This window comes from Acinetobacter sp. YH12156 (assembly GCF_013418235.1).
GTDB classification, from domain to species: Bacteria; Pseudomonadota; Gammaproteobacteria; order Pseudomonadales; family Moraxellaceae; genus Acinetobacter; species Acinetobacter pseudolwoffii.
The window spans coordinates 227,082-248,364 of record NZ_VPCL01000001.1; the positions used below are offsets into that span (position 1 = coordinate 227,082).

The 21,283-nt window shown below is 44.2% G+C and carries 18 protein-coding genes; 16 read left to right on the forward strand and 2 right to left on the reverse strand.

The genetic code is table 11. From position 1 onward, the window contains the following. The first annotated feature begins 44 nt into the window (after positions 1 to 44). Genes FTU87_RS01235 through FTU87_RS01290 form a run of 12 tightly spaced genes read left to right on the forward strand, consistent with a single transcriptional unit; the run spans position 45 to position 14,050 of the window. On the forward strand, positions 45 to 4,328 hold the full coding sequence (locus FTU87_RS01235) for a tape measure protein (RefSeq protein WP_180096539.1): 4,284 nt from the start codon (positions 45 to 47) through the stop codon (positions 4,326 to 4,328). Continuing rightward, positions 4,325 to 4,744, forward strand: coding sequence for a hypothetical protein (locus FTU87_RS01240; protein WP_180096540.1), 420 nt, complete (start codon positions 4,325 to 4,327; stop codon positions 4,742 to 4,744). Before FTU87_RS01235 ends, FTU87_RS01240 begins: the two co-directional genes overlap by 4 nt. Further along, the gene (locus FTU87_RS01245; RefSeq protein ID WP_180096541.1) at positions 4,734 to 6,695 is read left to right on the forward strand and encodes a hypothetical protein; all 1,962 of its coding nucleotides are present in this window, start codon (positions 4,734 to 4,736) and stop codon (positions 6,693 to 6,695) included. The genes FTU87_RS01240 and FTU87_RS01245 overlap by 11 nt, the downstream gene beginning before the upstream one ends. A 9-nt stretch (positions 6,696 to 6,704) precedes the next feature. Beyond that, positions 6,705 to 8,318: a hypothetical protein gene (locus FTU87_RS01250; protein WP_180096542.1), complete on the forward strand. Its 1,614-nt coding sequence runs from the start codon at positions 6,705 to 6,707 to the stop codon at positions 8,316 to 8,318. Between the two features lie 53 nt (positions 8,319 to 8,371). Further along, positions 8,372 to 9,625 (forward strand): hypothetical protein, encoded by a 1,254-nt coding sequence (locus tag FTU87_RS01255; protein ID WP_180096543.1) that lies wholly within the window; start codon positions 8,372 to 8,374, stop codon positions 9,623 to 9,625. Next, positions 9,622 to 9,882, forward strand: coding sequence for a hypothetical protein (locus FTU87_RS01260; protein WP_180096544.1), 261 nt, complete (start codon positions 9,622 to 9,624; stop codon positions 9,880 to 9,882). The genes FTU87_RS01255 and FTU87_RS01260 overlap by 4 nt, the downstream gene beginning before the upstream one ends. Further along, on the forward strand, positions 9,879 to 10,265 hold the full coding sequence (locus tag FTU87_RS01265; protein WP_180096545.1) for a hypothetical protein: 387 nt from the start codon (positions 9,879 to 9,881) through the stop codon (positions 10,263 to 10,265). Before FTU87_RS01260 ends, FTU87_RS01265 begins: the two co-directional genes overlap by 4 nt. Before the next feature lie 17 nt (positions 10,266 to 10,282). Continuing rightward, on the forward strand, positions 10,283 to 12,370 hold the full coding sequence (locus FTU87_RS01270; RefSeq protein ID WP_180096546.1) for a hypothetical protein: 2,088 nt from the start codon (positions 10,283 to 10,285) through the stop codon (positions 12,368 to 12,370). Next, positions 12,363 to 12,596, forward strand: coding sequence for a hypothetical protein (locus FTU87_RS01275; protein ID WP_180096657.1), 234 nt, complete (start codon positions 12,363 to 12,365; stop codon positions 12,594 to 12,596). Before FTU87_RS01270 ends, FTU87_RS01275 begins: the two co-directional genes overlap by 8 nt. 58 nt (positions 12,597 to 12,654) lie before the next feature. Continuing rightward, the gene (locus tag FTU87_RS01280; protein WP_180096547.1) at positions 12,655 to 13,014 is read left to right on the forward strand and encodes a hypothetical protein; all 360 of its coding nucleotides are present in this window, start codon (positions 12,655 to 12,657) and stop codon (positions 13,012 to 13,014) included. After that, positions 13,011 to 13,757: an N-acetylmuramoyl-L-alanine amidase gene (locus FTU87_RS01285; RefSeq protein WP_180096548.1), complete on the forward strand. Its 747-nt coding sequence runs from the start codon at positions 13,011 to 13,013 to the stop codon at positions 13,755 to 13,757. Before FTU87_RS01280 ends, FTU87_RS01285 begins: the two co-directional genes overlap by 4 nt. Then, positions 13,754 to 14,050 carry a DUF6527 family protein gene (locus tag FTU87_RS01290; RefSeq protein ID WP_180096549.1) on the forward strand — a complete coding sequence of 99 codons (297 nt, stop codon included), beginning with the start codon at positions 13,754 to 13,756 and terminating at the stop codon, positions 14,048 to 14,050. The genes FTU87_RS01285 and FTU87_RS01290 overlap by 4 nt, the downstream gene beginning before the upstream one ends. 161 nt (positions 14,051 to 14,211) lie before the next feature. Here FTU87_RS01290 and FTU87_RS01295 read toward each other — a convergent pair whose 3' ends face one another. After that, a complete protein-coding gene (locus FTU87_RS01295) occupies positions 14,212 to 15,807 on the reverse strand; it encodes a tyrosine-type recombinase/integrase (protein WP_074382893.1) in 1,596 nt (531 codons plus the stop codon). Between the two features lie 129 nt (positions 15,808 to 15,936). Here FTU87_RS01295 and dusB point away from each other — a divergent pair, with 129 nt between their 5' ends. Together dusB and FTU87_RS01305 are read left to right on the forward strand one after the other, a co-directional pair. Then, positions 15,937 to 16,956, forward strand: coding sequence for a tRNA dihydrouridine synthase DusB (gene dusB, locus FTU87_RS01300; protein ID WP_034609040.1), 1,020 nt, complete (start codon positions 15,937 to 15,939; stop codon positions 16,954 to 16,956). A 248-nt stretch (positions 16,957 to 17,204) separates the two neighbouring features. Then, positions 17,205 to 17,882, forward strand: coding sequence for a hypothetical protein (locus tag FTU87_RS01305; protein ID WP_005171321.1), 678 nt, complete (start codon positions 17,205 to 17,207; stop codon positions 17,880 to 17,882). 55 nt (positions 17,883 to 17,937) lie between these two features. Here FTU87_RS01305 and FTU87_RS01310 read toward each other — a convergent pair whose 3' ends face one another. Then, positions 17,938 to 18,981, reverse strand: a complete 1,044-nt coding sequence (locus FTU87_RS01310) for a nitronate monooxygenase family protein (protein WP_180096550.1) — start codon at positions 18,979 to 18,981, stop codon at positions 17,938 to 17,940. Between the two features lie 206 nt (positions 18,982 to 19,187). Between FTU87_RS01310 and FTU87_RS01315 the strand changes: the two genes are divergently transcribed. Beyond that, positions 19,188 to 20,447 (forward strand): putative DNA modification/repair radical SAM protein, encoded by a 1,260-nt coding sequence (locus FTU87_RS01315; protein ID WP_180096551.1) that lies wholly within the window; start codon positions 19,188 to 19,190, stop codon positions 20,445 to 20,447. Next, the gene (locus FTU87_RS01320) at positions 20,447 to 21,226 is read left to right on the forward strand and encodes a TIGR03915 family putative DNA repair protein (RefSeq protein WP_100328722.1); all 780 of its coding nucleotides are present in this window, start codon (positions 20,447 to 20,449) and stop codon (positions 21,224 to 21,226) included. Before FTU87_RS01315 ends, FTU87_RS01320 begins: the two co-directional genes overlap by 1 nt. The last annotated feature ends 57 nt before the right edge of the window (positions 21,227 to 21,283 follow it).

The window sequence follows — 21,283 nt, forward strand, 5'->3', positions numbered from 1 at the left end:
ACCCGCCACTGCGGGTTTTTTATTGCCTAAAATTTGAGGTCAGTATGTCTGGTAAAAATTTAACATTCAAATTAGTCATGGATGCTGACACCAAGGGCTTTGATGCTGGCACCAAAGCATCTAAAGATAATTGGGAGTCATTCATTTCTCTTTTGAAAAAGGAAGCGGATGGACTTAAAGCGGCCTCCGTAGAAACAGGAAAAGAGGTTAGCAAAATAGTACCAGATGACCTTCAAAAGAAGGCTGATCAGGCTAAAGGCAAGCTAGGTGAGGTATCTCAAGCTGCTGGCGAACTGCAAGGCCAGGCTGTTCAGGCAGCTGGAAAGATTGATGGTCTAGGAAGTGAACTTCAAGACACAGCAAATAAGGCCAATAAGGCCGGCTTTGAAATCGGTGGTGCCATTCCTGGTGATGCTGTTCAACTGGCAGAAATGCTGGGTAATAAGTTCTTCTCTGCTGCAAAAGAAATTGAATCTCTGGGCGATAAGTCGACTATCAGCGCTGGTGAACTCCGTGCAATGTCGAGTGCTGGTGAACAGGGCCTTAATGAGCTGAATTTAGCTCTTAAAGCTGCTCAGGCAGAACTGGTTCGACTGCAAAGCACTGATGGTACTCTGCAAGATATTGAAATTGCCAAACAGCGTGTTCTGAGTATTCAAGACGCCATCAATGAAGCCTCCAGTGCCTTCAATTATTATCAAGGTGTTGCTATCAATGCCATGAAGGGCGTGGATGGCGCTACTCAATCAGCTATTAATCAGGTGCAACGTTTTAGCGCCGTAGATTTAACTGGTGTGGTGGGAGAGGCTCAAACTGCTACCCGTGCAATTGAAAGCATGGGTGACGGCGCAAGTCTTAGCACCAAAGAAATTGAGCGTATTGGCAGTATTGGCACCAATAGTATTAATGCCTTAGAGCGTGAATTACTGACAGCAAGAAATGCATTTTCAGCATTAGAAAAAAGTAGCGAAGCTGTAACACTTAATGAGATTAAGGCAGCTGGTGACAAGGTAAAAGGTCTTGAGCAAGCAGTAGATCTAACCAAATCAGCTTTTTCAGAATTTAATGTAAAAGCTACTACTGCAATGCAAGGCGTTTCTACAAGCACAGACAAGGCATCCGGTAGCGCCAAACAAGCTGGGCATGCAATTTATGAAGCACTAGGCATTAAACCACCATCTGTGATTAATGATGCTATTGCCGATCTGACCAGAAAGCTCGAAAACTTTAAGGCCAATAGTAAATTGCCGGCTGAAGAAGTAGAACGTGTAACCAAGATCACAGAACAGCAAATCGAAAAGCTTAAAAGTGAACTGAATGGTGTTGAGCCTGCTGCTCAAAAGGCAAATTCTGGAGTTTCTGTTTTCTCTAGAGGTATGGATGGTGCTAAGTTTGCTGTAACCGCATTGGTAGGGGCATTAGCTACAATTGGTGTTGGCTTAGGGCTTCGAGAGCTTGCTCAGGCAGCAGACTCTTACACCAACCTTTCAGCTCGAATTAATATCGCAACCAGTGATGGTGGTAACTTCCAGCAAGCAATGGCTGGGGTGCACCAAGTCGCATTGATGACTAATTCAAGCCTTGATGCTACTGCAGGCCTATTCACGAAAGTGAATGATGTGGGCAAACAGATGGGGATGACCCAGCAGCAAAGTCTGGATCTGGTTAAAACCATTAATATGGCTATTCAGACCGGCGGCGGATCTGCTCAAGCAAGCGAAGCAGCAATTGTTCAGCTAACTCAAGCATTACAATCTGGAGTATTACGTGGTGATGAGTTCAACTCCATCATGGAGCAGGCTCCTGGCATCTCTAAAGCACTGGCCCAGTCACTTGGCGTAACTACCGGTGAACTCCGCAAGATGGCTGAAAACGGCGAACTGTCAGCCGAGAAGGTTATCAAGGCCTTGCAAGATCAATCAGCAGCAATTGAAGCTGATTATGCCAAGTTCCCAACTACCATTGGTAACGCTTTGCAGCGAATAGCTACACAGTGGCAAATTCTGATTGGTGAGATGGATCAAGCTAATGGGTCAAGTGCCGCCGTAGCTAATGCACTATCAATCATTGCTGACAATCTTGGAATCCTGAAAGTATTGTTTGATGATGTTGCTGAAGGTATTGGGTGGTTCCAAGGCAAATTATCTGAGATTGATCCATCTACTATTGAGGCAATCAGAAGCACCTTATCTGCTGTCTACGACACAATAAAAAATGTCATATCCAGTATGGCAGGAATTGCTGAAACAGCATGGAGTACCTTTACATCTGTCCTGGATTCAATAGCTCCTTTATTCAATGCAATACTTAATGGTAAAGAAGAAGTTAGTGGATTAACCACTCTATTTAATGTCTTTAAAGTTGCTCTAGGTGTGGTCTCTGATGCAGCAACTGGGCTAAATATTGCCTTAAAGCTACTTCTTTCAGGTATCCAGTTTATTTCCGGTGGCATTCATGCGCTTAGTGCATCAGTATTAGATTTCCTTGGTTTTGATGATCTGGCTGCTCAAGCACAAAATGCTTCAGATGCTTTATTCAGGCAGGCCGAAAAGAATGCATCCGAAGCAAACAGACTGGCACTTGAAAGCAAGTCAGCTACCAGAGAAGCAATTCGAGAGATTCGTCAGACTGAGAATGAGGCAAACCAGGAACGCATCACTGAGAGCCAGAAAACTCTTGATGAATTAAAACTTCAAGAGGAAAAGCATAAGGCTGACTACAAGGCCATCAGTGATGAGCGCATTCAACTAGAGCAGCAACTCCATGAAGCACGTAAAACAGGAAATCAGGCTGCAATTGATCAGGCTGTAAAAGGCCTTGCTGAATTGGATGCCAAGGAAAAAGCCTATCAGACTGAAAGCCAGAAAATTACTGAGGCTAAGATTCAGGCTGCTCAGATCGTAGCAAGTGCGATGATTCAATCTGCAGATGCTGCGGGGATGGCGCTACTAAAAGTTCTTAATGCCCAGTTGGCTGCCCAAGGCTTACAGGCTGAATTTGACAACACCGGCAAGGTAGTTGTGAAAGCGATGCAGGATGCAACCATCGCCACCGACGGTCAAGTTAGTGCGACAGACAAAGCCCGTAAAGCTGCTGCTGCGCTTGGTATTGATTTAGATGTAGCTCTTAATCGGGTTTCTGAAAAATTTGCTGCTGATCAAAATCACTTGAATAGTTACGCGGGTGGCCTGGAAGCAATGGGTGTCACTGGCGCACGTGCAACTGAGCTAATTTACCAAGGATGGGAGAAGTGGGCAGAACAGGCCAAATCACCAGCCGAGATTGATGCAGCAAAAGCCCAACTCCTTTCCTTTGAAAAACAAGGAGTGTTTTCTGCAAAACAGGTTCAGATGGGTATGGAGCATCTGGATCAGGTGAACGGAAAGTTGCCCCAGAATATTTCCGAAGTAGAGAAAGCTTATAAGCTGCTTGGCATAACCTCAAGAAAAGAGGCAGGTGAAGCCGCAGATGCTCAAATGAAAGCATTCAATGTGTTAAAGCAAAGCGGTACTGCCTCGGTCGAAGAATTAAGACAAGCCTTAATTAATATGGCTGATAAGATTTATGCTTCTGGTGATGCGGCTAAAATTGCAGCTTATGAAGCTAAACTTGCTTACCATGGCTTATCAAAGGAGGTAAGTGAAACCGGCCAAGTTTCAGTGAAAGCCAATAATGCTGTGGAAGAAAGCCTGCACCGTGTTCGCAATGCCATAGGAAATGCTGGCGATGGCTTTGATGATCTAGGCCGTAGAGGTGTTAGAGCGGGTAATGATACCACTGAAGCGTGGGAAGAGGCTCGCAAAGCAATGGAGGCTGCCATGGCTTCTCAGGGCAAGATGAAGGCATCCAAAACTGGAACAACCGCCAAACATGGTCTTTCTGTTGAAGAAATTGAACAGAGACTTAAGGATATTGATTATGAAGGTGATATTAAGCAAAAAGCTAAAGAGCTCTTCCAAGATGCCGAACCAGTGGCAGGTGGTTATTATAAATCAGCTTCCAATGAGTGGGTGAAGAGAAAGTATGGGACCACTGCTTACGACAACCAAAAGGCTCTAGGTAATGCGATGTATGTTATGGAGCAGATTGAGCGGCTGGAGCAGTATGTTGGTAAGAATGGTAGATCAACCGGATCTAGTAACCTAAATGACTATGCGCCGTCTATTCCTTCAGCGCCGTCAGTTAGAGATATTGACCCTACTCCAAAGACCACAATTCGGATCGAAGCTGCTAATGGGCAGTATGTGGATGCACAGGTTAATGCTGATCAAGTAAATCCATTAACCCAGATCCTTAAACAATTAGGAACACTTAAGGGTTCAACATGAAACTCATTCGCTTAGCAACATCCGAAACCGTCCCATTAGAGGACGGTTTTTTATGGCCTGATGAATTCTCATGGAAGGCTATTGAACAGAATCAGGCCTATACCATGGATGGCACTTTGATCATTCAGGAAGGCAAAAAGAAGTCTGGACGGCCAATCACCTTACAACCGGCAGATTCACAAATGGGCTGGATCAAGCTGCGTGAACTACGGACTGTTTTGGAATGGTCGAAACTGCAGGAAGAAAATTTCAGACTACAGTTTGAACAACCACATGACAGTCGGCAGTTCACCGTCAAATTTAACCACCAGGATGGGGCTTTAGAGGCCGCACCGGTAAAAGGAATTCCAGCGGTATCACTGGATGATTATTTTAATGTGACCTTGCGCTTTACGGAGTTAGACGATGGCGATTGAAACCAAGGATTTAGTAATCTACAAGTCTGAACGCTTGACGGATAACTCGGATGGCGGTGGTAAATATTCAGGTGTGGTGGTTCAGGATGGCATCAGTAACAACCTGTTCAATGACGTGTCGGAAATGGATCGGACGATGGGTGATGTATCCATGCGCAAGGTCTTTCCAGCGGTTACGACTGAAGACACTGATCTATTGATGGGGGCAACGGTCTTTGTATCTGAACTGCCTGCGGATCCAAACGTATCAGCACTGCTATTCAGTACCAAGAACTGGACGGATGAACGTCAGTCTGCTCAAAACCGGGTAGAGAACTACTTGGCCAAAGGTGGTCAGATTGCCGGTACACCACTCGATACCCATTGGCAGGGCATGTCATCACTGCAAGTGGCCATGTTTCCGCAAGAAACTGAGTCGTCAGTAGGTGACACGATTGTTCTGATTAGTGATGAAGGTAAGGTATTAGAGCGTGAGCAGTATGTGCGAATCACTAAAGTTGAAACACGCACTGCGATCATGGTGGTCGACAATAAGGATGTTGAGTACAAGGTTGCCACTTACTCTCTAAATGATGCTCTGGAAGTTGACTTTGTCGGATTATCAGCGCGTCAGTGGTACAACGGTGAAAAATCCAAAACCATCATCCGCGATACCATTGTTGCGGATACTGGTCTGTATTACTCATCGACTGCGTTGGCTTCTGAAGCCAATGTGGGTGAATTTACGGTCAATGCCAAAAGTATCTTTGCCCAGCTGATTCCATCGGCCCAGACCGAAACACCGATCATTGATGTGAACGCTGCAGGTGAAAGTGTAGTTCTGGTGGCGGGTAATGAAGGTACGATCACCGTCAATTATCCCGGCATGACTATTGGAGTGAGTCAGAACCTGTATATCGGTTCTGCAGTGATTCCATCCAGTGTGGCTTTCACATTACAAGGCCAGCAGATTACCGATCAGGGTGGGTTGCTTAAGAATACGCAAGGTACACAGGTTGGTACGATTGATTATCAGCGTGGCTTGATTCAGTGGACTGCGGCAGCACCGGCTGGAACCATGAGCTTAAACATCACGTTCAAGCCAGCCGCTGCACCAAATCAGTATTACCAAAGCCATGCGATTCCAGTGACTCAGAATAACCAAAGCACCAACTGGACCGGAGTATTGATTCCAATCCCCGCACCGGGAGCTTTATCAATTTCCTACATGTCACAGGGCAAGTTCTATGAGCTTAAAGATGATGGTTCAGGCCAGTTAAAGGCTGCCAGTCCATCTTTTGGTTCAGGCATGATCAACTATGAAACTGGGTCATGGTTACTCACCACAGGTGCCTTGCCGGATGTGGATACGCCGATTCTGCTGAACTGGGGCACACCGATTATCACTTTTGTGCGATCTAATTTAAGTGTTGAAAAAGCTGCATTTGAGTTTGATTTGGGTCGACCGGGTGTATTGCCGGGTATCACCATCAATTGGACCCTTGAGGGTGAGGCGAAAACTGCAACATCAAATGCTCAAGGTAAGTTTACTGGGGATGCCACCGGTGAAATTAACTATGCCACCGGTATTGGCAAAATCATTCCAAATAAGTTGCCACAAAAAGGTACGGTCTTTTCGGTGATCTATAACTATGGATCATCACTTGAACAAACCAAGATGGATGTTACCCCTGCAAATCAAAAGCTGACCTTTACCATTGGTACAGGACCAGCAATTCAGCCAAATAGTGTTGAGCTAAAAATTCCACTTCAAAGCAGTGAGGGGATTGCAGGGTCTGTAACTCTGACAGATGTGCCGGTGAATGCAACTATAGGTAATCTGGTGAATAGCCGCGGTCAAGTGCAAGGCACCATTATCTATGCCACTGGCGCAGTTGAAGTCACACCAAAAAGTACAGCGAGCAGATTTGTGCAAACCTTTACACCTATGGCTACCTATGCGGCTGCCTAGCGAGGAAATATGTCTTTTTATTCTCCACAAACGTCAGACATTCAAGGTCAGCAGGTTGAATTAAAAGCCCTTAATGCTGTTGATGTACAAGTTAAATACCGCGATACCTCGGGCTCCAATTCGGCCACACATACAGTGACCGCAAACAAGCTCAAATTGGATTTATCCTCCGGTTTTGATGAGCAGATTCTGACAAGTTCAGCCCGCTTTAAAGTGGGGGCAGACACCTTTCTGGATCGTACTGGCTTGCTGTATCGCAATGTGAATCCGGCGAATAACAGCGGGATTCAGTCTGGTCTAATCCAGTATGGCACCGGTATTGTTGAAATTGATTCCTGGACTCCGAATGCAGATAACACGATTACTCTGGAATCCCTAACCACCACAACTGACTTATTGCCGGTCAACAAGATCAGCTTTAGAACACCAATCATGCCGATCCGGCCACAATCTTTAACTGTAGTAGTGGGTACGCTTGAATATGGCCAGCTCACACTGACTGCTGATGAAAATGGCGTAATTGAAACCAGTCGGGCGCATGGTCAGGTCAATTGGGAAAATGGCTTTGTCACGATTTACTTCTATACCAAAACCAAAATCACCGAAGCCAACCGAGCGGAAATTGAAGCCAACGAATGGTATGACCCGCTGCTCGAATATGATGAACTAGATGGTCGCTATATCAATGTACCGGTTTGGGTGGATGCCTCCTCAGTACGCTATAACGCTGTGGCTTATACCTATATTCCTCTGGATTCTGAAATTTTAGGCTTATCAGCAACACGTTTACCGATTGATGGCCGGGTGCCGATCTTCCGGGTCGGTGGGATCGGCATTGTCAGCTCAAGCAAGTCTCAGGAATTGCCAAGTGCGATTGCTGGAACCACATACGATCTGAGTGATCAGCGCATTTCATGGGCAGAACTTGAAGATGCCAACGGAACGAAAGTCGCTTTCGATTTGTACGCGGTCGATTATGATTATGGCCGTGTGACGCTGGGTGGTGACTTCGTACTGGGTAATCTGGTTGCACCACTGACAGTCAAATATCGTTATCAGGATATGGGTTTGATCCGTGATGTGCAGATTAATGGTCAGCTGACTTTCACCAAGCCTTTAACCCATAACTATGATGCAGTAGATACCATTGTCGGTTCTGCTTTAGTCATTGGTGATATGCAGGCACGTTACACCCGAAAGTTTGTGCAAGGTTCGTGGAGTAATGCCTGGACAGATGAGCCAAGCTCAAGCATTTTGGCTAACTACAATGATTCACTTTATCCACTCCAAGTGACAAATAAAGGTGCGATTCAGGAACGCTGGGCATTGATCTTCACCGATGCGCAGTCATTCCGCTGTGTTGGTGAGTATTCCGGTCAGATTGGCACAGGTACCACCAATGCAGACTACGCACCGATCAACCCGGTCACCGGTGTTCCATATTTCATCATCAAAAAGGAAGGTTGGGGAGCAGGTTGGGCAAATGGTAATGTCTTGCGCTTCAACACCATTGCTGCAAATTTTCCAGTCTGGGTGATTCGAACCGTGAAGCAGTCAGAGCCAGCAGTACTGTCAGATCAATTCCAGATCATGCTGCGTGGCGATATTGATCGCATTGTTTAAAATTTAAATCAAATATGACCGCTTTATGCGGTCTTTTTTATGGGTAAAAAAAGATGGCAGGTTTAGTAAAACACTATCAAAGCACGATGCAAGGTATCCCGCAATTAACTAACAATTGGGGATCAATGATTGCACTACTCGATGCAGTTTTAATCACAGGTTTTAACCAGGTGCCAGTGATTAGCGTAAATAAATCCACACCCACAGCCATTACCGCAACAATTAACCTAGGCAGTGGTCATGGTTTTATTGACCGTCAAGTAGTCCGCATTGCTGGGTCGACCAATGGCTGGGATGGTGATTATAAGGTTTTAAGCGCAGATAGCGCATCAATTTTAGTAGAGTGCTTACCGGAGCAGCCATCTGCATCCAGTGGAACGGCAACTTGTTTTACGGCGCCACTTGATTTCGAAATTGTCCACCAAACGCCGTCCGGCTCCTTACAGCCAAAGCGTGCATATCGCTCGAAAGACCCTGAATCACTTGGTTTAATTTTACTTGTACATGATTTTTGTTCACCTGGGGCAGCAGAAACAGGTGCAAAGTTTGCGAAAGTGGGCGTCGTGTCAGGCATGTCGGATATTGATACGATTGTGGGTAGTCAAATGCCTTTTGATCCGGCGAACCAAAATGCTAATTGGGGGTGGGATGGTACATATCATGGCTGGGCTAAATGGTATTACGCACAACCAATTATTTCATCATCAGGTGACGGTCGTTATAGTGATGTGACGGTGCCTAGTGATAAAGAGCGCGGCTTTGACATTGTTGGCGATACTTGTGGTTTTTCACTACTGGTTGAGCATAGTTATTCATCAGCGCTTTATGGTGTTGTTGAATTTCACGACATTAGCTACGGCGGGAAAAATTTACTTTTTATGGCATCAGGCATATCGCTTAATGTACAGCAAGATCAAGAGAAATATGCAAAATCAAGCTCCGGCTACATGACTATCTACGCTAACTCCTTCTCATCATCAACAATATATACAGCAAATGGTCTTATATGGAACAGTAAGTTTGGTGTGCACGCACCTGAACAAACTGGAAAACACCTTGTTATCGGTCACGTTGCGAATTCCACCACAATTAGCATCTCTTCTGCGGATCACGACACCACAAACCAAGGTTTCATGCAGCACTACATAACTGATAGCGAGGGCTTTATCCGGGGGGTGGCGCCTTTTTTGCGAGTACCAACACGAAAGGTTAGTGGGCGCCACACTTACACAAGTGGCAAACATGTCTCTTATTTTGATAGTAAACGCGGTGTGCAAATCATTGGGTTAAGTTTGGAGCAGAAATGAATATATTGATTACGCTACCAAGCCCAACGTCAGAAAAACAAGCCATTATTACAGGTTTTGTAAAAAAACTAGGGCTACCACACCAATCAAACGTGCGTGCTTATATAAGACAGACAGGCGTTTTAGTGGCAAATCAAAAAACTGACATTAATGGGTTCTATAAGCTTTATGTGCCGCCAGGCTGCTACACACTTGTTGCTATAGATCCAAACCGAAAATTTAACGCAGTCATTCAAGACAACGTGGTGCCAAAATGAGTCAAACTTCAGTCAAAGCAAGGCTCGCCATGATTCAAGCCTTTGCAAATTTCATGGATAGCGGTAGCCAAAGTGCTACCGTTATTTTTTATGAGGGTGTGCAACCGGCCAGTCCTGCTATTGCAGCAGATTCGAATAATGCCTTGGTCATACTCACATTTCCTGAGCCTTGCATTAAAGAAGTTACAGCTACCTATATAGAACTTCATCCTACTGATACCGCCACCGTCATTAAAACCGGGACCGCCACCTGGGCGCGGATCTACAACGGTGCTGGTGAAGTGGCTGCAGATTTAACTGTGGGGACTGATATCACCCTAGCCAATACCAATCTAGCCCTTGGCGGCACATTGTCTGTTACTTCAATAAAACTCAGACCTTAAATTAAAAGGGTGCTCATGTGGATTTTAAGAATAAGCTCGGCACCGTTGATGCTCACAACCTAAACCTGAACTTTAAGCCTGATAATACTGACAGCCATAACATCATTCTGAATTTTGAGCATCTGGCCGATGGATCGACCAATCTCAATTTTGGTGATGATGTATCCGCAGTAATCGATACAGTACTCGATGCTGAATTCTCATTTGAAGTCACTGCAGTGTATGCGGAGAGTGGTGCAAATACTGCAGTCATCGACACAGTACTTGATACTGGATTTAGCTTTGATGTAGTTGCTGTATTTAATGAGAATACTGATGTCATTGGCCAGATCGATACTGTTTTAGATACGAGCTTTAGTTTTGAGGTCGAAGCGGTATTTAGTGAAAACCTGTGCACGATTGATACGGTTTTGGATACTGAATTTCAATTTGAGGTTATAGCGTTATTCGATATCAATCATCTGGTCGGAGTGTCTTATGGTTTTGATATGCGATATCAGAAGGCTATCGCAGCCTTGAGCACCACAGAAATACCGTGGGCCAAGCCAATATTAAGAGTCTCAAATGAGGCTCTTTTTTATGAGCAAGGCTTGGTGATTTCCAATCAGGCAGATATTCGGTACGAGCAGGCAGGGTCATTAACCCGGGCGATTAGATCCTTTTATGAGCAAGCCACTGGTTTGAGTTCTGATGTGTATGTAATCTGGGAAGAGGGTGGTAAGCGCTTTATTCATCAGCGCTATGTGCATGAAGAAACGATCAGGCTGTGCCATAACCGTGAAATGGTCTGGCAGGAAATGATTCGTCGGCGTAAGGCTTTTACTTATTCACATGAAGTGGCTCAAGTCTTTGAGCATCGCTTTTCATTTGACTGGGATAAGGGGCTTGAAATTGTCACCAAGTCAGATATGCCCTGGGATAAAGCCAAAGCGATTCATTATCGCAAGCATCCGGTTTTACCTTGGCCAAAGCCTGAATTACCCAAATATGAAGGCACTGGCGATCTAAATTTTGTCTGCTTATGTCATGACGTTGATTCACACAATGTTGTTTTAAATTTTGGTGCAGATGACTGTATTCCAGCACTGCCAAAAAGGAACTGGTGGTATATCGTGAATACATTAACAGCCGAGCGATTGGATACCGGCGAGAAAATTAAAGTCATGGATGGCACCTATAGTACCAGTCGGTCGCAATGGTGCTGGACCTATTCCATTACCGTGGCTCATACGGAAAAAGACAAGCTACAACCAATCAATGGTCAGCCGGTGACTCTGAAAGTTATGATCAATGGTTTTGAGCACCATATTCTGCTCGAAGATCCAGAGGAGACTCGACGTTTTGCCAGTGTTTTATACACCTACCCAGGGCGCAGCATTACTGCTTTGAACTCGGATAAATACGGGCCTTCACGCTCATTCATCCAAGATAACGAGCGCACCTCTGTACAGCTGGTTCAGGCTGAAATTGATCGGGCAAATAGCGGTACCAGTTTGGACTGGAAACTGATTGATGAGCTGGGTTGGATTGTACCGACTGAAAGCCTGAGTTATGCAGAACTTGCACCCATCGATGCAATCAAACAGGTCGTTGATGCAGGCGGTGGCTTTATCTATAGCCAGAAAGCAGGCAATACACTGACCATTTCACCCCGGTACCAGAAAGGCTACTGGGATACGATGACAGTGGATGATTACGATATTTTGTTATCTGAAAGCCTAGTGATGCAGCAAAACATCAAACAGAATGATGAATATATTGCAGACTTTAATGCCATCACTGTAGTGAATAGTCGAAGTGGCGAAAGCCTAAAAGTAATGCAACGTGGTACTTCAGGTGATGTGCCGCTAGAAACTATCACTGGTCCATTATTCAATGTGGTATCGGGTGCGAGTTTCGGCAAAAATGAACTGGTCAAAGCTAATATTCAGGAGTTGCACACCTTTTCTGATATTCCGGTCAGTCAAGAAATTGGTGAGATGCTACCTGGTACATCGATTGCATTTAATGGTCAATGGTGGGGTGTGATTGACTCAGTTTCAGGCAGTTTCTCACATGAAAAGGTGAATGAAACTATTACCGTGGAGCGTATCAGCCGTGAATAATCCTTTATTTGAACTGCGTAAGCTGCTTAATCCCACACATGCTGAATATATTGGCACCATTACATCGGTGAAGCATCCAGAATACCGGGTTCAGATTGATGGAGGATCTGGTCCTGTACTTTGTACTTCTGGTACAGCCTACAATTTAGGTGCTAGGGTATTTATTGCAAATCAAGTGATTTTAAGGCCAGCACCCACTGGCCAGCATTCAGAAATAGAAGTCTAAACTTAACCAAATAACAGCACCTTCGGGGCTTTTTTATTACCAAAATTTAGGGGGATGTATGCCCGAAAATAGGCCGTACAACAATAATGGATGGGAGGGGAAAATTGATTCCATTCATAAAGACATTCGATTGATCCTGGAACATGTTGCACGCCAAACCTTTATTAACGAACACCATGAGAATGCAATTGCCAAAATCCAAAAAGAACTTGATGCACTTGAATTAAAGGTATCGGGCCTTGAAAACAAGTCTGAACGGCAGGATGGCGGACTTGGTTTTTTAAAAGGATTACTTGGGCTTTGTGGTGGAACAGTTATAGCTGCCTGCATCTGGGTTGGCGCATCAATCATTCAAATCAATCAAACACAATCATTAATGAAAGAGAAAGTCACAAGACTTGAGGAAACTTTAAAATGAAACTGATTCAAGAAAGTGCACTTCAGTACCTATCCGTAAAGCTCCCGCTACTGGGGGCTTTTTTAATGCTTGCAGTTTTAGTTATTCAGTGGGCATTAGACTTTAATTTTATCCCTGAACAATATGCGCCTTTTATTATTGGTACAGTCTTGCCAGCTTTGAGTTGGATAGGCCGTAAAATTGCACAGCCACAATTACATAATCAGACTTTAGGCTTTGTCACAGTTACAGCCGGCCATAGCAACACCGACCCGGGCGCTGTAAACGGAAAAATTAAAGAAGCAGATCTAGTGGTCAACTTCCGCAATGCAGTGACTCATTATTTACGTGAAGCAGGGCTGCAAGTCAAAACGGATGGCACTGGCACCAAAAACGATCCACTGTCTGCTGCGGTAAAATTAATTCAAGGCTCAAGTGTGGCAGTCGAATTCCACATGAATGCTGCAACATCAAAACAGGCGAATGGCATTGAAACGATTGCTTTGCTAAAAGATAAGAAACTTGCACAGGACTTATCTAAAGCTGTAGCCGATGCATTGGGTAGTCGATTACGCGGTGACAATGGTTGGATTGATCAAAGTAAATCTGCGCGCGGTCGTCTGGCATACATCAATGCTGGCGGTTTGATTGTAGAACTTGGCTTTATCTCAAATGAAGATGAACTTGCCCGATTTAATGCGCGTTACTGGTTGGCTGCTAAGGCTGTGGCTAAAGTGCTGATTGATTATGAGGCTAGCAAATGAGCGAGTTTAAAAAAGTAAGCGAAGTATTACTTGAATCACAAGGCATTTACTTCATTGAGTGTCCGGGATGTAAAACCTTACATCCCATCCATGTTGGTGAGCAGCATCGTATCCGGTGGGGTTTTAATGGAAATGTGGATGCTCCAACATTCACACCATCATTAATGGTGAACCAAGGCCACCCAAGTCAATGTCACTCTTTCATCACTGATGGAAGAATTCAATTCTTATCAGATTGTCACCATAGCTTGGCAGGTCAGACAGTTGACTTGCTACCAGCGGAAGAATTCTAATGTTGAAAAGCCCTCTCATGAGGGCTTTGTTTTTTTACTTAAATAAATAATTATTGGTTGCACAGCTCATTCGATTACGACGAATGTGAGTGTGGGGATATGTGTTGGGGTTATTTAATCCTTCCACCCATCCACAATATCAGCCCAATCCTGCATCATTTTTATTTCTCGACATGCTTATCATCAATCAAATACTGTCCAAAACTATCTATCCAGCCTTGAATAGATGCTTCCCACACATAAGTACGAGTTTTAAGTTTCTTCACCAGGGTAAGATCCCTAATTCCAAAATGCGTACTTCCTTCCGGTAATTCATCCCAATCTACCTTTCCATTCTCAGTAAACCAGTCTTCCCAAGCTAATTGAATATCATGAGCCACAAATCGACTATTAGAATTATCCCAGGCGAATGGATTATTACTATTCAACTTATTCACATGCAGACGTTTAAAATATTTATTGTTCTGATGGATCTCAATAAACAGATCTAAATGTTTTTTGATGAAATCAAATTCAACATTAATTACGCCCTCATCTTCAAAAGCATCACTCTTATCAACCAATGCCATGTAGCGCTGTTTCTTACTCCATTCCTTGTAATAGCTATTATAGTTATCTTCTGCAACACGGATTGCTTCCTCAAATTCCAATCGAATGCCACGTTTTTTAAGATTCACATATCGCTTCAAGGTATTCCATGACTCATGAAGGGTAATAGTCTGCAACTGGGGAATGGTAAAGCCATCTTCTGCATAACGTGTTGCAGCCTCATGGCGTAAATCATGGAATCTTAAATCACTAATACCACATGCATTACACGCCCGGGTAAAGTATGTAGACACGGTACGGGTATTCACTGGAATTAAAATATTCTTGTCATATCCCAAGGCAAGCATTCGATCCCGGACTTCTGGCTTCATAAACTCATCAATCATATTGATGGCTCTTGGTTCCATGTGAGCATACTTATGATTACCCAAGGATCCATTCGGATTTTTAGCATCTCTGACTAACCACTGACTATTCAGATCATCGTAATCATCCAGGCGCAATGAACACAGCTCATCTTCACGGCGGGCAGTGTAGAGTGCAAACCACATAATCAGATGCATCGGCGTTGAGTTCTTGACCCGTTTCCAGCTTTTATAGAAATAGTTGGTCAGCATTTGAAGTTCTTCCGCCGTAGGCAAGCGGTCACGCTGTTTGGATCTGGTCACGATGCGAGACTTCTGTAAACCAATCATGGCTTTTTCAAATTCGATTAGCACAGTCTCTAAGGGTTCGCCCCATACAAACTCTGCATGAACGATAACAGCCTTGATATGGCTTAAGTCCTTTAAGATGGTGGCAGGTGCAACACCGTCAGTTCCTTTAACTGGATCGCCTTTTCTTCGCATAATTGCATAATCAGAAAAGTCTTGTCGTGTTAAAGAATAGATATTCTTCTCAGAAATATCTAAACTAGCGATGTGCTGTAGTGCTCCTGTTTTTGTCCTGGCAAAGCTGTCTGCTTCTTCCAAATACTGAAAAATGAACTCCCTGAGCGTTTTGTGCTTTATTTGCACCGCCGGATTCAACATTTTTTCAGGGTGCAATTCGATTTCTGCTTCCGTGCGTTTGATCCAGTCCTCAGCTAATGATTTTTTGCTGAAGGTTTTTGATTGTTTGAATTCAGGGTAGCCTTGACGTTGTACACGGACTTGAGCTCTATACCGGGTTGTGCCGTCTTTTGTTTGTCGCTTAGTGACTGTTCCCATGAATTTGCACCATTAAAATATTGGGGTGCAAGTAGGGTGCAATCAAAGGACACTAAAAGTCAATACGAAGCGACTAAACGAAGTTAAACGAGGTTAAAGATTTTGAGCAAAAACAATGTAATTGAAGAATTGTTTGGAAGATCAATAGATAGGAAGCTTTGGGTGGCCCCCATGGCAGGTGTGACTGACCGTCCGTTTAGAACCTTGTGCAAGTATTTTGGTGCAGGTCATGCGGTCAGTGAAATGATGACCTCAGACAAAACTTTGCGTATGAGCAAAAAAAGTCTTTACCGTGCCAATTTTGATGGGGAGCTGGCACCAATCTCAGCCCAGATTGCCGGTTCAGATCCACAAGATCTCGCTGAGGCTGCGCGTTATCAGGTGGCCAATGGTGCACAAATTGTTGATATTAATATGGGCTGTCCAGCCAAAAAGGTCTGCAATCGATTAGCCGGTTCAGCCTTGCTACAGGATGAAGATTTAGTTGCCCGTATCTTGGATACTGTCGTGGCTGCAGTCGATGTGCCGGTAACTTTAAAAACCCGTCTGGGGTATTTAAATGGTCATGAAAATATCATGCGGGTGGCAAAACGTGCGGAAGATGCCGGAATTGCGGCGCTGGCTTTACATGGCCGTACCCGTGAAGATATGTATTTAAATACCGCACGCTATTCCCTCATTAAAGATGTAAAAGATATGTTGAATATTCCCGTGATTGCTAACGGAGATATCGACAGTCCTGAAAAAGCCAAATATGTGCTGGATTATACCGGTGCAGATGCCATCATGATCGGACGTGCAGCACAAGGTCGTCCCTGGATTTTTCGTGAAATTGCCCATTATTTAAAAACTGGCCAATATCTGGATGCGCCGAGTATTACAGAAGTTAAGGATGTTCTATTGGGACATTTGGCTGAGCTATATGAGTTTTATGGCGAGTATTCCGGTTGCCGAATTTCCCGGAAACATATTGCCTGGTATACCAAAGGTCTGCGTTCAAGCAACGAGTTTCGTCAGGGCATGTATCAGGTAGAAAATACAGCTGATCAATATCGTGTAGTAGAAGATTATTTTAATACTTTACTTGAACATGGCTCAACCATGAGTGATGTTCAGGTCGAACAGGTCAATTTATTAGAGACCAAATGATGGCAGGCTAGTAGGAGATAATCAAGAAATATGTTTTGTGTAGAAATACTACCTTTTTTATCTTGAGCGCGTCGATTTTAGCACGCTGTTTACACTTAAGCCGGTCAAATACATAGCACAACATTTTGTTGACTTAAACCGGACAGGACTTGGACATTGCTTACTTAAACTTGTTCTATGATGGATTCATCTAATATGAACAGGAGGTGATCCTTCTTGTTTGTAGTCATCACCAAGGGAGATCTGTAATGACAAATACCAATCGTCCAGTCACAGAATTTAGCCATAAAACGTCAACGGAATTGCCACAAGAACGCAGTGAAGGCTTAAATATAGATCCTACTGATGCCAATGCACGTCCGGATTTAAATACTCCTGAAAAAGATAATCCGAATGTGCCAGATATGAATGAAGGCAAAGATAATCTGGCCGCGACCGGTGCGGGTACAGTAGGTGGTGCTGCTGTAGGGGCCGTTGCAGGTCTGGTCGGTGGTCCTCCAGGTGCAGTGGTGGGCGGCATTATCGGTGGTGTGGTTGGTGGCATTGCCGGTAATGATATTGCAACATCAGATCGCCAAAAACAGGCAGATAACTACCAGCATCCAGAAGTTCGAAGTGAGGCAGATAATTATCAGCATCCTGACCAGTTGATTGCCGAAGATAATTACTGGCGCGATGAGTATCATAATCGCCCGTATTTTAATGAAACGCGGAATAGCTACAGCGATCTAGATTATGATCGTGACTATCGCGGCGCTTATCGCGTAGGTTATGAAAACCGTGCCATGTATGATCGTGATACAGATTTTGACCATGCGGAACCTGAACTACGGACCAAGTGGGAACAGGTGAAAGGTGAATCCCGTTTAAATTGGGAAGAAGCCAAGTTTGCAGTCAAAGATGCCTGGCATCGACTTACCCGCTAAGTCCGACTGAATAAAAAACCTCTCTAATTAGAGAGGTTTTTTATGCTGATAAATTTTAGAGATGTTTCATTTCCAGCACCAGCTGATTGATCAGATCAGACGCTTCCATTTCACGAATTTGTGCCACATTTGAGCCTGCCCAGAACGCGCCATAACCCTGATCGCCTTGTTTGGCTGCAGCAGCATGTAATTGCTTGGCCAGATCATAGGTATAAGGATAAGCCGGCACATCCAGACGATCGGGTGTGTCGACATCCATATGCCAGTGGTTGATGATTCCGCGAGCAGGGCGGCCGGAAATACTGGCACTGACTTGAGTGAGTGGCTTGGAAAGCAGGGCTTTACGATAAGCCTCATTGGCATTGGACGATTTGCACTGTACAAATGCAGTGCCAAGTTGCACGGCATCGGCACCGAAATCCAGCATTTGTCTTGCCTGTTGGCCGTCCATAATCCCGCCTGCGGCCACAATCGGCAGGGAACAATGCTGTTTGATCAGTTTCACCAGATTAGAGGTTTTGACCGAAGCATCGAATTTGGTACTGAAAATTCCACGATGACCACCGGCTTCAATACCTTGGGCAATAATAATATCAATTCCGGCAGCTTCAATGGCTTTGGCTTCGGCAAAATTGGTCGCAGAAACCATGGTTAAAATTCTCGCCTGTTTTAAGGCTTGAATCTGATGTGGATGCGGAATGCCAAAATGAAAACTGACCGCCCATGGTTTGGTTTCCAGCACCAGATTCAGGAAGTCATCATTGTCTTTAAAGCTCGGATAAATACAGTTTAAATGCTCGGGTGGCTGCGCCCCATATTCAATAAATTTATTTTTAAACTGTGCGATCCATGCCTGCGCGACAGCTTCATCTAGGGGTACACTGTCATGACAGAAAAAATTCACCTGAAAAGGGCAGTCTGTCAATTCCTGAGTTTTTAAAATCTGTTGTCGTGCTGCCTCGATACTGCTGGCTCCCAAACCGAGTGAACCCAAGCCGCCTTGATTGGACACTTCAGCTGCAAGTTCAGCTGTAGAGACACCTGCCATCGGCGCCAAGAAAATAGGATGTTTAATTCCGAGATTTTCTAATAAAGACATAGATTTGCTCCTTGTTATGTTTTTACTTTGCCCTTGAGTTCAAAATTAAGCAAATCATATTGGTTATTTTATTTTGAAATACTTAAACTTTGTTGATGTAGTGTTTACACTTCTCACGACACGCTATGTCGCTAGCCAGACAGATCAACTATAGCGCTGCAATTGAAGACTTTATAATAACATTTTGGTCAAATCTTTCTGAGCTCATGTCTGATCGTATCCGTGAAAAACTGCAAATTTTAGCCGATGCTGCCAAGTATGATGTGTCCTGTTCATCCAGTGGAAGCAATCGTAAAAATAAAGACAAAGGGGTAGGAAATACCGGCAATGGTATTTGTCATAGCTATACCGAAGATGGCCGCTGCGTTTCCTTGCTGAAAATTCTATTTTCCAATGTCTGTATTTTTGATTGCTCTTATTGTGTTTCGCGCCGTTCCAATGACGTCAAGCGAGCAGCATTTACCGTGCAGGAAGTGGTGGATTTGACCATGAACTTTTACCGCCGTAATTATATTGAAGGTCTGTTTTTAAGCTCGGGTATTTTCAAATCGGCGGATCACACCATGGAGCGGATGCTACAGGTGGTGAAAAAACTGCGACTAGAAGAAAACTTTAATGGCTATATTCATTTGAAAACCATTCCGGGTGCATCTCAGGAAATCATTACCGAAGCCGGACTATACGTAGACCGCATGAGTATTAATCTGGAAATGCCGACTGAAGCCGGATTACAGAAGTTTGCGCCTGAAAAAACCCATGCCGAAGTACAAAAAGATTTGGGGATTGTGCGGGATCGACTGATCCAGCTCAAAGATGAACGCAAATTGATTAAAACGGTGCCAAAATTTGTACCTGCCGGACAAACCACACAGATGGTGGTAGGCGCACATAGCGAAACTGACCAAGACATTATTTTAATGGCCGATCGGCATTACAAGGAATTTAAGCTGAAACGGGTGTATTTTTCCGGCTATATTCCGATTAACCCTGAAGAAAAAGCCTTACCGGCTGTTGGTTCAGCGCCGCCATTATTAAGAGAAAACCGTCTATATCAATCCGACTGGTTAATGCGTTTTTATGAATTTTCTGCCGATGAAATTGTCGATGACCAGCATCCGAATCTGGATCTGGATATTGATCCCAAACTCAGCTGGGCCTTGCGACATCCTGAAGCTTTTCCAGTTGATATTAACCATGCCGACTATAAAATGATTTTGCGTGTACCGGGTATTGGGGTACGTTCGGCCAAAAAAATTGTACAGGCACGCCGTTTTGGTCAGATTCATATCGATCAGCTAAAACGCATGGGTGTGGCATATAACCGCGCACAGCATTTTATCCGCTGTGCTGATACGCCAAAATTTAAGAAAGATCAGCAATCGCATCAGATCCGTCAGCAAATTTTACAGTCTGGCCAATCTAAATATCAGCAGCAGCTTTCACCACAGCTTGGACTGGCATTCTGATGGCCTGTTACTGTTTTGATGGCAGCATGACCGGCTTGCTCAGTTGTGTATTTCGGGCTTTTGAGTTTAAGGAATTGAATGCCCGCATCACTGCCAATCCACAAGCACAAAATGGCCTGTTTGATGAATTTATTTATGTTAGCTCTAATGATGAGCATGGACAGCGGGTCTGGCAGGGGCTCAAGCAAAAAGTCTCCTCCAGCAGCTTGCGTGCCTTTTACTATACTTTTCTGTCGGAACAAGAAGCAGCGTTTCAGATTCTATTTGATTTCGCGGTTTATGTATTTAAAAACCAGCGACCTGTCGATAAAGATTATGGTCATCATGCGGTTATCGGTATGTCGCAATGGGCCAAGCAAGTCGGACGGGAAAAGCACCGTATGGAGGCATTTGTACGCTTTAAAAAGGCCAAGGATGGACTATTCCTGAGTCTGGTTAAGCCAGACTTTAATGTTCTACCGATTATTTCCCGACATTTTCAGGAGCGCTATCAGGATCAATCCTGGCTGATTTATGATGAGCTGCGCAATTACGGGATTTATTATGATTTAGAGCAGGTACATCAGGTCGAGATGAATGCTGAAGCAATTGATTCACAAATCCAGATTGGGCACAGTCAGTCATTCAGTATCGAACTGGATGATGATGAATGGTTGTATGATCAGCTCTGGAAAGATTATTTTAATAGTGTGAATATTCAGACACGTAACAATATGAAACTGCATATTCAATATGTACCGAAACGCTACTGGCGTTATATGAATGAGAAAACACTTTAAACAGTACATCTGGCATCTTTCAGGCATAATAAGCGTTTATATTTAGATTGAGTGCAT